Raw genomic sequence first — 13063 nt, forward strand, 5'->3', positions numbered from 1 at the left:
AAAGCGCCAACTAAGGTATTTAATAAAGATCACGCTAAAGCAGTAGCGTGGTATGAGAGAGCTGCTGCACAGGGAGGGAGATGCAAGTGCACAAGAGAGATTAAAAAAATAGTGTTGTTAAATTAGTATAGAATATATCTTAATGGACTACAAATTAAAACATGCTCTGAGTTATTATTTATATTTTCAATTACCTTAATTTAACAATACCGTATTTGGCAATCCATTAGATAAAATTGTACTTGAGTGTGTTTCTTGGAGGCGCTTTTATCTATAAGGCGCTACTCCCTTGGATATCTAAAGTATAGAATTTTGCTAACTAACCTAAGTTGCTAGATAAGAAAAGCTTTGTTGATTTGAAAAGCTAGCAAGAACAAGAGTATTTTGATCAGAAAGCCTTGGAAGGTAACAGCATGAATCTTCCTTAAGAAAAGGCCTTTAATGCCACTAATGCTGGTCTCTATCACTTTTCGCATGCGCTCTTTGAGATAAGCCAGAGAAGGCGTATCCTTTCGATGAGCATTAGATTTACGCTGAGAATAAAGCTTAATCCTATCATCAGCCAACATATCTTCTAGATGGTAGTTAGTATAAGCCGAGTCAGCATAAAGTGCACTACCAGCAGGCATAGAAAAGGGCAGTTGGTGCAATCCTTTTACATCCGCTTGGCTGCCAGCTACTATTGAGAATTCGACCGGAATACCACAATCAGTAGTAATAAGCTGCACTTTAATGCCATAAAAGTAACGGCGCATAGAGGCTTTGTAGCCTCTGTAAGCTTCACTTTGTAATAGTTTACATCTGCTAATACGTATGTTATCGCACACAGGCACAGGAAATGAATCCAATACAAAGTCCTTACAAGTGGCTACTTGCTTGATAAAGTGCCTATTTCTAAAAAGAGCGAAGTTATCTCTTCTCCTATAGCATGCAAGCGGCGATTGTACCTACTTTTATCGAGCATGTTAGGGATAAGCTTAGTGGAATGCATAAACGATCGAGCTTTGTCAAGATGTCCGCCAAAGTATAAGGCTGAGATGATAGCTGTTGTGAGTACTTCTGCATCCGACAACTTCCTTTTTTTATCTTCTTGATGATGTAAATACTTGAGTAAAGTATCAATAAATGAGTATATTGCTATTGATTTTTCAATCATAATGACCTCCGATTTATTGGTTTAAGACAAAAACAAGATCGGAGGTTTTTTACTCTTTGCCTTATCTATTACTAGCAACTTAGGTTAACTAGTGGTATTTAAATTTGCAAAGTGAACAAGTATAAATTAATATAAATTCCTGGTTAACTTTTAAATTATGAAAAGGCATTATACTATAAATCTAAAACTCATAGCCTATATTTTACTTATCAGCTTATGCTTACAAAGCTGTGGTGGGTTAAATAATTCAATTATTCCTATAGAAGAAGAAAAAGATCCACAAATACAAACTGATACCCAGCAACAACTGATCCCACACACACAGACGAGTATCCAGTCTTTAGTTGAACAAACAGTGACTGTTCAAGGAGGCAATGCCGTTACTTTTTACGAGTATAAAGGAGAATTGCAAGCCAGTGTAGAACCCTTATATGAGAAACATAAAGTCTACAATGGGATACCTGTATACATAGAAAAAGGAATAAAAATAGAAACCTTATTTTGTCTGGACAAGAAAACACAAGAGCGACGTATACATCTTCAAAAGGAAAAAGGACGCCCGTCATACGTTGCTATATACGAGCCATGGTTAATGGGTGGAGGCAATATATTAGGCTATCAGACAGAAGGACTGCCTCAACAACTTCAAAAAGCTGAACAGGGAGATGCAAGAGCACAATTTAACTTAGGAGTAATGTACTTCAATGGAGAAGGAGTAGAAAAAGATGCAAGGAAAGCGGTAGAATGGTTTCAAAAAGCTGCTGAACAGGGAGTTGCAGGGGCACAATTTAACTTAGGACTAATGTACTCTAAGGGAAAAGGAGTAGAAAAAGATGCAAGGAAAGCAGTAGAATGGTATGAGAAAGCAGCGGAGCAAGGACATGCAGGGGCACAATTTAACTTAGGACTAATGTACTCCAATGGAGAAGGAGTAGAGAAAGATGCAAGGAAAGAATTAGGATGGTATGAGAAAGCAGCCAACCAAGGAAATGTAGACGCACAATTTAATTTAGGAGTAATGTATGCCAAGGGAGAAGGAGTAGAGAAAGATGCAAGGAAAGCAGTAGAATGGTATCAAAAAGCAGCCAACCAAGGAAATGCAAGAGCACAATTTAATTTAGGAGTAATGTATGCCAAGGGAGAAGGAGTAGAGAAAGATGCAAGGAAAGCAGTAGAATGGTATCAAAAAGCAGCCAACCAAGGAAATGCAAGAGCACAATTTAACTTAGGAGTAATGTACTCCAAGGGAGAAGGAGTAGAGAAAGATGCAAGGAAAGCAGTAGAATGGTATGAGAAAGCAGCCAACCAAGGAAATGTAGAGGCACAATTTAATTTAGGAGTAATGTATGCCAATGGAGAAGGAGTAGAGAAAGATGCAAGGAAAGCAGTAGAATGGTATGAGAAAGCTGCTGAACAGGGAGATGCAACTGCGCAATTTAACTTAGGACTAATGTACTCTAAGGGAAAAGGAGTAGAAAAAGATGCAAGGAAAGCAGTAGAATGGTATCAAAAAGCAGCCAACCAAGGAAATGCAAGAGCACAATTTAACTTAGGAGTAATGTACTCCAATGGAGAAGGAGTAGAGAAAGATGCAAGGAAAGCAGTAGAATGGTATGAGAAAGCTGCTGAACAGGGAGATGCAACTGCACAATTTAATTTAGGAGTAATGTATTCCAATGGAGAAGGAGTAGAGAAAGATGCAAAAAAAGAATTAGAATGGTATAAGAAAGCTGCTGAACAGGGAGATGCAACTGCACAATTTAACTTAGGAGTAATGTACTCTAAAGGATTAGGAGTAGAGAAAGATGCAAAAAAAGAATTAGAATGGTATAAGAAAGCTGCTGCACAGGGAAACGCAAGTGCACAATTTAATTTAGGAGTAAGATATGGAGAAGGATTAGGAGTAGAAAAAGATGCAAAAAAAGAATTAGAATGGTATGAGAAAGCTGCAGAGCAAGGACACGTGAAAGCACAACATAATTTAGCATGGATGTATGCAAATGGAGAAGGAACAGCCCAAAACTATACTAAAGCAATAGAATGGTATGGGAAAGCCGCTGAAAAAGAAGATGCAGATGCACAATTTAATCTAGGGCAGATGTATGAGAAGGGAGAGGGAGTAGCTAAAGATTGTGCTAAAGCGGCAGAATGGTATCAAAAGGCTGCTGAAAAGGGAGATTTAGATGCACAAGAGAGGTTGAAAAATATGTAGCAAATTTATTAGCATTCCTTTATTTATTAGTGAAAATCTCCATTATACTATATAAGAGTAAAACGCTGGCTGATGGCTCTCATCCGCTGATGGTCCGTATCAGCCAATTGAAAGCTAAGAAATATTTCTCTACTAGCCTCTCTTGCCAGGCTAGTTTATGGGATTTTGATAAGCATACCCCTAAAAGAAGTCATCCAGACCGTAAATTACTCGAGGCGATTCTTGCGCAAAAGAAAGCTAGCTACCACACAAAACTTTTAGAACTTGAAAGTGAACAGAAAACACTTTCGCTCCAGCAGCTCGTTCAAGCAATCGAAGAGCCTAGACAAACTTCACAGGAACTATTCCCTTTTTTATCAGAAGTGTGCGAGAATCTAGTTCAAAGTGGTAAAATAGGGAGGGCCCGATTATATAAGCGACTGTTAACTTCTTTAAAAGAGTTTACAGGGACTAAGCAGCTCTCGTTTAGTGATATTGATATGCCTTTTTTAAACAGTTATGAGGCTTTTCTCTATAAACAGGGGTTGGTTGAGAATTCAATTGGCACTTATTTCCAAGTCTTAAGGGCTCTTCTCAATAAAGCCATCCAAGCGAAACGTATGAAAAAGGAGCATTATCCTTTTGATAACTTCTCCTTGGGAAAGTTTAGCACACTCACCCAGAAGCGTGCAATGAGCCGGGAAGATCTACAGCAGATTATAGCATTACCTTTAGCGGCTGATAGTAAGCTCCAAGTGGCTAGGGATTACTTTTTGTTTAGCTATTACGGACAAGGCATGAATTTTAGGGATATGGCAACCCTTAAATGGAAACAAATCATTAAAGATTGTGTGGTATATACGCGCCTAAAGACAGGTAAGATGATGCAGTTCAAACTGATGTCGCCCGCGCTAGAGATTCTGGACAGATATAAGGAGCATCCAAGTGGTCATTTAGATGATTTTGTTTTTCCAATCTTAAGTAAAAATGAGCATGTCACGCCTCAGCAAATTTCCAATCGAATTAATCGCGTACTTCGGCAAGTGAATGCTTCACTCAAAGAATTAGCCGAGGCGGCCAAGGTACCAGTTCACCTGACGACCTATGTAGCACGGCATACTTATGCAACCGTGCTCAAGCAAAGTGGCATCTCAACGGGGGTGATTAGTGAAGCGCTCGGACACAAGGGTGAGAAAATTACGCAGACTTATCTGAAGAGTTTTAGCAACGAAGTAATTGACGAGGCGAATAGTTTCTTACTATAAAGAGAGCAAAGTAGTGATTAGAGTAAACCATAGAGTAAACCGGACATTTCAGCTATCCAGACTTTCCTCCTAAAAATCCTTGATTTAAATACTAATTTTATTGATTTTGCCTTTCTTGTCAATTGTTAGGGGCTATTTCCTACTCCGAAATAGCCCCCTGGTTTTATGTACTCACTCACCGCATCTATACCTTTTAAATTTAACCAAAAATGCATATTTCTTTTGCCAACCAAATGAATGAAGTATGCCTTATAGTTGGTATATAGGGCCTGTAGTTGATGGGTAGTTAATCTTAAAGAACCAAGTGTTTTTTATAGCTAAAAACAAAGATTATGCTTTTAAACGATACGTGAACAGGTACTGTTTTATAGTTTCCCATCCCTTATAGCTATATTGATTCCCTTAAATCAATACTTTACTAAGTATGTACAAATAGGGATTAATTATACTAGGGGGTGTCAACAATTAAAAGAAAAAAGAAGACAAGGATAAAACAGGGAGAAAGCATAAGTTGCATGCATAATAAGCTAAAAACAGGAGGTTTATATATGGCGTTATGCACTAACAGACCAGCAATGGGAAAAGATAAAAGACCTCTTACCAGTCCTATCAGGCACAGTAGGACCAACAGCCAGAAATAAGAGACTTTTTGTTGAGGATGTACTATAGTATATCCTTGTGAGATTTGCCTGTACGCTTTGGAAACTTTAGACTTGGGCATAACACAAACCTAACGGCGGATGAAAATGTGCCTATAAGATGGGATTAAAAACTTTTCAAGGTATTATAATTTTAGTGAGGGTTATAAAGTGAGAGCTTTTAATTAGAATTTATACTATATTATAGTAAAGATATCTAGACTTCCTAAACCCTTATAATCATGTTAAAATCAAAAAAAACAATAACCTTTATGGGTTGTTTGTTGTTACCTATCTTATTACTTAGCTGTGGACCTAGAAAAAGTGGATTAAAAGGCGTAGGACTAACCAAGAATGAGTTACTCCTAGAAGAAAGAAAGCTAATTGAAAAGTTAAAAGAGCAGATAGAACTTACACCTAAACAGGTAGATCAATTTAAAGTAAGCTTAGAAAAGCAAAAGAATGAAGAAAGTGTAGAAGACATATCTAATGCCATAACAGAGCTTGAAACCTTTAAAGAGATGCTAGAGTTAAAGGATAAAGATAGCCAGCAAGCGGGTTTATCAGGACTCAATAATTATTTGCAAGAATATATACCTAAACTCTATACTATCCGATGTCGTAAAAAGGCTAGGAGGATTATAGCCAGTCAAATATTACTTTTGGAAAATATTAAACAGCAGGCTCTATCAAAGTATACAAGATAGAAAGGATAAAAATAAAGCTTCTCTTAATAAAAAATGCTTAACTGAGACTGAATAGGTACCATATTTATATAAAACCTTATTTAAAGATAGAATCTAGTCTTTAATATAATTAAATTTATATCTTATGTTTAGAGATGATTGGTTAACAGGCTCTCAACTATTTATATTATAATTTATAACAGTGGCTAATCTTGAGTAATAAATTTTATATAACAAACCGCATATATCGTTTATAATTTCCCTTATTTGACCCATGCTTCATTCTCGCATTCATCCTCTCAAGTTTATAACAAAACCTGCAGCTCAAATATATATCAAGAGAGATGATGAACTTGGCTTTGGCGTTACTGGTACCAAACTGAGAAAATATCAATCACTTCTACATTATATTAAAACACAAGCTATCAAGCATGCTGTACTTATCGGTGGGGCTTACTCCAATAATATTGTTAGCTTATCTCAGCTTCTTATCGAACAAGGTGTAGTACCTCATTTATTCTTAAGAGGAGATAAGCCACCTGCCCATAAAGGAAACTTTTTACTAACTTCTTTGCTAGTACCTACTAAGCATATCTATTGGATAAAAAGAGATGAATGGGAGGATGTTGAAAACCGGGCAAAGGCTTTTGCAGAAAAACTTCCAGAAGCATCTTTAGTAATTCCCGAAGGTGCTTGCATGGTTGAGTCTTTACCAGGAGCACTTAGCCTTGGCACTGATATTTTAAGGAACGAGCAAGAGCATGACCTTTTATTCGATCATATTTTTATAGAAGCAGGAACAGGTCTAGCAGCTATTGGCTTAATCTTAGGTTTTAAAATATACCGAAAAACTGTACAGATCCATATTTTGCTTTTAGCAGGCCATGAGGCTGAATTTTTAAAAAAGTTGGAGAGTTTTCATCAGTACTTATTTTTCAACTATCAAGTAAAAATAGAATGGGATGAGCTTATACAAGGGCTTCATTTTTACCATCCCAATACAGCTGTGTCGTTTGGCACTACTAATAAACAAGTTTTTGATGCTATTATTCAAATTGCTAGACATGATGGTATCCTAACAGATCCTATCTATTCTGCTAAACTATTGATGATGGCCAAACATACTATTCTTACATCAGATATAGTAGGGAATATACTTATTATTCACAGTGGTGGCGGACTAGCATTAATGGGATTTCAAGAACAATTAGCAAGTCAATTACAATGCATAATAGAGAAGAGCTCTTAGTTATTTTAGAGCGATCGAGGATTTATACTATAGTATAAGCTATCTGATACTATAGCAACGAGCATTTCTTATAGTATGTTATTGTTACTTGTAACTCAATAGTGTAGTATATAGTTAAAAGGAAAGCAGCAAGTGTTTTACTAAACTGATTTTATAAATTATTGTAAATATGCTTTAAGTTGGGTTGCTCTGCTAGTACCTACATACTCAGCTAGTGTTTCTAAACTTGCAGCTTTAATATTGTCAACAGATTGAAATTGCTGTACTAGCTTATCAACCGTTTTGTTACCGATACCTGGTATGTTTTGTAGCTGGCTAATAAGACTGATGTTACTGAATTGGCTGTGGTGAATGCCAATAGCAAATCGGTGAGCTTCGTTACGGACTTGTTGTAATAACTTTAAAGATGGTGATTGTTTGCTTAGGCAAGTAGGGTAAGTATCACCAGGATAATAAATTTCTTCTAATCGTTTAGCTATACTAATGATTGGTACTTGTCCATAAATTCCTATTTCTTGTAAGGCTTGTACTGCAACATTAAGTTGTGTTGTTTCTCCGTCAATTATAATCAAATCAGGTAGCGTACTCTTTTCTTCTATTAGTCGTTTATACCTTCTACTGACTATTTCATGCACAGAAGTAAGATCAATAGGTTCTACAACAGTTCTAATATTAAAATTTTGATATTCTCTTTTTGCAGGCTTCCCATTTTTAAACACAACTAAGGCTGCTGCAGTATTGTTTTCTTGTATACTAGCATTGTTAAAGTATTCAATGTGTAAAAGTAGGCTTTTTAATTGTAGGTCTTGCTGTAATAATTGTAGTGTTTTGTAGGGCCTATTTTGGTTTTCTTCTTTTTTAAGTAAATACTCTTTCTTTAAAAATAATGCATTTTTGATAGCAAGGTCTACTAGCTTTTTCTTGTCTCCAATTTTAGGGCTGGTCAGAGTAAGTTTATCAAGTTTGATAAGTGGTACAACATTTACTAAGGCTTCCGGAGCAGTACCGTTATACATTTCCCTGAAGTTAAGAATAATAAGAGGGAGTATATCGGTATCTGCTTCACCTAGCTTTTTTTTAACCTGTATAGTTTGTGCAAAGTTGGTAGCACCGTTTTTAACCTGTAGGTAGCTTATAAAAGCTACTTCTTCATCTGATACGATACCAAAAACATCTAAGTTTCCTAAATTAGGATTAGCAACAAGTGATTTTGCTTGGTAAGCTTCCAAAGAAGCTAATTTCATTTTATAGTCGTGAGCTTCCTTATAAGCTAATCTGAGAGCTGCTTGCTGCATTCTTTCTTTGAAGTCCTTCTTAACCTTATTTAAATTTCCTCGTAGAAGGTGGTCTATTTGGGCAATGTCTAATTTATAGGCATCTTCGGTTTGTAAACCTTGACAAGGTCCTTTACACTTACGTATATGGTATAATAAGCATACCCTAAACTTGTGTTTCTTTATGTTCTGCTTGGAGAGATTATAGTTACAGGTCCGAGGACCGTATACCCGCTGGATAAGGTCCATCATTTGGTACATATAATATAAGTTATTGAAAGGGCCATAATATCTTCCTAGTTTAGTGTTTACTTGGCGAGTAGTAATGACTTTAGGAAACCGGTCATTAGTAATACAGATATAGGAATAGCCTTTGCCATATTTTAACAAAATATTGTACTCAGGACGAATAGATTTAATTAAGTTGTTTTCTAATACTAAGGCATCATATTCAGAATCAACAATGGTGAAGCTAATGGCTTGTATATCAGCTACCATTCTTTGAGTTTTAGGAGTTGCCTTTTTTATTTGACTTTTACTAAAATAGCTGCTAACCCTCTTTCTTAAATTAATAGATTTTCCAACATATATAATTTCATCTTTCTTATTATAAAACAAGTATATACCAGGCTGGTCAGGTAGTAAGCGTACATCGTTAGGTAAATACTTTTTAGTTTCCATTTATTCCCCCTGGTAATTGGTTATTTGCCACCCTCTATTTTAGGAAATCATTTATACTGCATTAGCTTGTATTCTACAATCTAGCTAAGGCTTGAAGAAATTATAAGTAGAAAATAAAATTTTAGTTTACAAACAGCAAATTTATAGTTACACAGCCAATAAAGTATAATTTTCTAAAAACGACTCATATTTATATGTGTGCTTTCAGATCCATTAGCTTTAGATAATTAATCTCGAATACTTGGTCCTTTTGTAAACAATCTTGTATATAAATTCTAATTAATTTAAAACAGACTTTAAATATATATGATGAGCTTTTTAAAGTCTCAATTTCACTTCTTTTCAAGCCTTAAAAAGCTTATATTAAATATAAGCCCATTTGGAAACTCTCCACCATGAATATCTTAAAAATTTCTAAAGATAAAAGTTTTAGTCTACTTCAATTTCTTCTTGTTATTATCAGTTTTCACTTGATTGCCTGCGGATCAAGCACAAAACGGACTAATGAGAATGGAAATGATAGCTTGGATATGAAATTAAATACTAATAAGCTTGTAGGTACACAGAAAAATATTGAGCTCACTATCGAGTTAAGTAATGCTAATAAGAATATAGTGTTGCAGAACTTTAGATTAAAAGTTACACTATTAGAGGAAATAGGAGGAAAAGATAGCCAAATAAGTTATATAGATAAAAAGGGTATATCTCATGCTGGCATATCATTACATGAATCACTCCCATATTTTACTACAAGTAAAGAATTAACTGCAAGTGAGCATACATTAAAAATAGAATTTGGATTACTCCCTACTAAACCAGTAAAAAAACTATCGGCTAAATTTGAACTTTTTGATGATCAAGCTAAACTGATTAAAGATTGTACTGTAGTATGGGAAGCGGAAAAAATTGATCTAGAATTAATACAAACTAGTGCACAATCATTAAAAGGTAACGAGCCTATTCAGTTAGTAATAAAAAATCAAGGTAGTTTAAAAATAAATGATCATGAATTAAAATTGAAGGTGGTGAGAAAAGTTGGAAGTGTTGCTGTGATAGAAGAATCTATAATTCAAAACAATGAAATTTATGTAGCAGTAGGCGAAATAGGAACCAACAATCAGATAAAGAGAGTTCTAAAAGTTAGCCCTGGTACAGATAACAGAGCTCATTTTATTTTTCAATTATGGTATCAAGGAAACCCGGTAGGCAATAGTGTAGAGGTAATATGGGAGAAAGGTGCTTGGCTAACAATTAAAGACGTATCATATGACACACATACAGGGCAAATTGCTTACAAGATTAGTAACCAGGGGACAGAGATTGCAAAAGGAGTAAAATTATTTTATTATACCAATACACTTCAACAGAAGCTTGGAGGAAAACAAGTTTTAACTCCTATATGGCAAGAGATATCAATAGAAAGTCTGGAAAGTGGGCAACAGACAGCTGGGCAAATATTAAATAAGTTAGGTTTTGACAATGGTAAGAATACTAAATTAATTGTTAAACTAAGTTATAGGAATACAGACAAAATAATTTCCTTTGGACAACAAGAAATATATTTTGAGCCTTCTAGTATAATAGATGGAAAAATTAGTGGTAAAATTGCAGAAGCGTCGCAAGATAAGGCGCCTGATGCAGCAGATTATACTACTTCTACTGCTAATGGACAGGTACCTATGCAAGCCAATGATAGCTTAAAATATAATAATTCTGCACCAACACTATCAAATAGTACTCCATTACCATTTCCAACCTCTACATCAATAACAGGAGATAATACACAAAGAGATACTTTTTCTTTGGCTGGCGAGAAAATATCTGCTGCTAATGAACAGGAGTTAGCACAATTGAATGATAGCTTAAAAGATAATAATTCTCCACCAACATTAGATAGTACTCCGTTAACAACAGATAAGCTTAACAGAGATACTTCTACATTAGCTGGCAAAAATACATCTACTGTAGCTGCCCCAGTGTATACTCAGTTGGATGGTAAATCGGAACTTATAGAATCTGTAATAGAAGAACTATCTAGTAGGATGGCATTACAATTTACAACAAAAGATGCGCTAAAGGAAAATGATGTTAACAAGACTCCTGCTATTTCAAGTAGTAAAATTGAAACAGCTATTGATGAGAAAATTATTAACCGTGCAAAGGAAAAAATTGGCTTGTTAGAAACTGATATAGTAGAAAGTCAGGAGGATTCATTTACTGTAGATTATTCATATTTTATTATCCCTATCAGTCAAGCAATAAGTTTAAAACTTCAAGGTAAAGAACCTATAGAAATAGAATTAAATTTTAAGGGAAAAATAGATACGGTTGACCATTCTTTCGAGGATAAGGAAATAGGTATTGTTGAAATAACTAATAGCGGAAATTTACCTATAAACACAAAAAATATACATATAAGGCTGTTTAATACTAAAGGTATCCATTTTAAACTGGGGAATAGGGCTGCTAATAGCCGCATTAGTACTACTTTAAATAAATTTTTAACTAATAGCGAACTACAACCAGGAGAGTCTATCATTATACAATTACAACTTCATTCAAATGGTGCACAAGTGGAGACTTTTATGGCTAACCTAACTTTGGAGTTATTTGATGAACAGCAAAATATTTTAATAAAAGAAAACTTAGTGTGGCTAAATAGGCATCATAAGCTTTATAAATCTGTTAAAAAGTTCGCAAGAATTATTGAAAAGTATAAAAAGGAATTTGATGAAATAGTTAAAAAAGCAGAAACTAATTTTAAGGCTGCTTGTGAACAGCATCATTCTAATACTAAGAATAAAAAGCACCTAGAAGAATGGAAAAGTACATTGAAATCTGTAATGTTACAATTAGAAGCTTTTTGCCAACTGAAGAAACAATATGAAATTGGGATCAATTTGGCTCTGCAAGAACTCAATACACAAATTGGTAGTTATAATACAAAAGGCAGGCTATTTACTATCAGAAGTTTTATAGATACAGCCAAAGTTAATGCTGATAATTTTATACTAGAGTCTAAACAATTTTATCTTTTTAATCTTGAAAATACGAAGAATTGGATTATCTATATTAATAAGCTGATTGAGCACAGAGTACAAACAGAATTAATGAAAGTAAATGTGGATGACCGTATTGAAACTATTAAAAATGCTGCTCATTCTGTTGTGGCCCCTAGAAATCCAAGCACACCAATTACAGCACAAAGTCCTTTAATATTAAGAATAGAGTTAGTGGAATGGCTTAATCATTTAATAAAGCTTGCATCTGATGTAGAGGAACAAAATATAAATACAGCAGCCGAAAATTTTGACAACACATTTATAGACGCTGTGAGGAGATATGTTAAAGTGGCTAGCGACGCTGAAAATGCAGCTAATTTATGTATTGAAAAAGCTAAAGATTCTATAGCTGAATCTTTTTTTAAATATATTTTAAAAGCAGAAAAGCAAATTAAATCTGAGGCTGATAACACAAAAGTAGCAAAACTATATCAGTTGATAGCTGAAGCTTATCAGTTTCTTGCTGAATTTGATTATGCTCTTTTAAATTTAGCAGCACTAATACAAGATGTTAAGGCTGCACATAACGCTGCTATACAAGCCAGTGATGCTGCCAAAAAGATAAGTAAAAATAAAGCAGAAAACAGTGAGGCAAACCAAGCTGCTAGAGCTGCTTATAGTGCTACTATTGCCATTTACAAGTATCTCAAATCTGCTTTTGATATTTATGAAATGAAGAAAAAAGAAACTCCTGCCGATTACTATGACATTAGCTTAAAATATATAAAAGATACCATTCAAACCCTTTCGGAGATACGTGATGAATATCTCAATTCAAAAGACTTAGATGAATAGGCCTTCTTTATTCAGTAAAGTGGCTAGTGGCAATGCTGTATTAAGATCAACTATAACTTAACAAGC

6 protein-coding genes and 2 pseudogenes are annotated in these 13063 nt (G+C 34.7%); 6 read left to right on the forward strand and 2 right to left on the reverse strand.

Annotation, left to right across the window (positions count from 1 at the left end):
- Positions 1–332 precede the first annotated feature (332 nt).
- Positions 333–1156 (reverse strand): annotated as a pseudogene (locus AASI_RS04385) (IS982-like element ISCaa5 family transposase).
- A 157-nt stretch (positions 1157–1313) separates the two neighbouring features.
- On the opposite strand from AASI_RS04385, the gene AASI_RS04390 reads away from it, so the two are divergent.
- The 5 genes and pseudogenes from AASI_RS04390 to AASI_RS04405 all read left to right on the forward strand — a co-directional run bounded on the left by AASI_RS04390 (position 1314) and on the right by AASI_RS04405 (position 7185).
- Positions 1314–3368 (forward strand): SEL1-like repeat protein, encoded by a 2055-nt coding sequence (locus AASI_RS04390; RefSeq protein ID WP_012472992.1) that lies wholly within the window; start codon positions 1314–1316, stop codon positions 3366–3368.
- 29 nt (positions 3369–3397) lie between these two features.
- Positions 3398–4612 (forward strand): site-specific integrase, encoded by a 1215-nt coding sequence (locus tag AASI_RS04395; RefSeq protein ID WP_012472993.1) that lies wholly within the window; start codon positions 3398–3400, stop codon positions 4610–4612.
- A gap of 546 nt (positions 4613–5158) precedes the next feature.
- Positions 5159–5278, forward strand: a pseudogene (locus tag AASI_RS09330) (IS5/IS1182 family transposase); the annotation flags it as partial.
- 214 nt (positions 5279–5492) lie between these two features.
- Positions 5493–5957, forward strand: a complete 465-nt coding sequence (locus AASI_RS04400) for a hypothetical protein (RefSeq protein WP_012472994.1) — start codon at positions 5493–5495, stop codon at positions 5955–5957.
- 253 nt (positions 5958–6210) lie between these two features.
- The gene (locus tag AASI_RS04405) at positions 6211–7185 is read left to right on the forward strand and encodes a pyridoxal-phosphate dependent enzyme (protein WP_012472995.1); all 975 of its coding nucleotides are present in this window, start codon (positions 6211–6213) and stop codon (positions 7183–7185) included.
- Between the two features lie 158 nt (positions 7186–7343).
- Here AASI_RS04405 and uvrC read toward each other — a convergent pair whose 3' ends face one another.
- A complete protein-coding gene (gene uvrC / locus AASI_RS04410) occupies positions 7344–9140 on the reverse strand; it encodes an excinuclease ABC subunit UvrC (protein ID WP_012472996.1) in 1797 nt (598 codons plus the stop codon).
- Between the two features lie 395 nt (positions 9141–9535).
- Here uvrC and AASI_RS04415 point away from each other — a divergent pair, with 395 nt between their 5' ends.
- Positions 9536–12997, forward strand: a complete 3462-nt coding sequence (locus tag AASI_RS04415; protein WP_012472997.1) for a sel1 repeat family protein — start codon at positions 9536–9538, stop codon at positions 12995–12997.
- Positions 12998–13063 lie beyond the last annotated feature (66 nt).

It is taken from the genome of Candidatus Amoebophilus asiaticus 5a2 (assembly GCF_000020565.1).
GTDB classification, from domain to species: Bacteria; Bacteroidota; Bacteroidia; order Cytophagales; family Amoebophilaceae; genus Amoebophilus; species Amoebophilus asiaticus.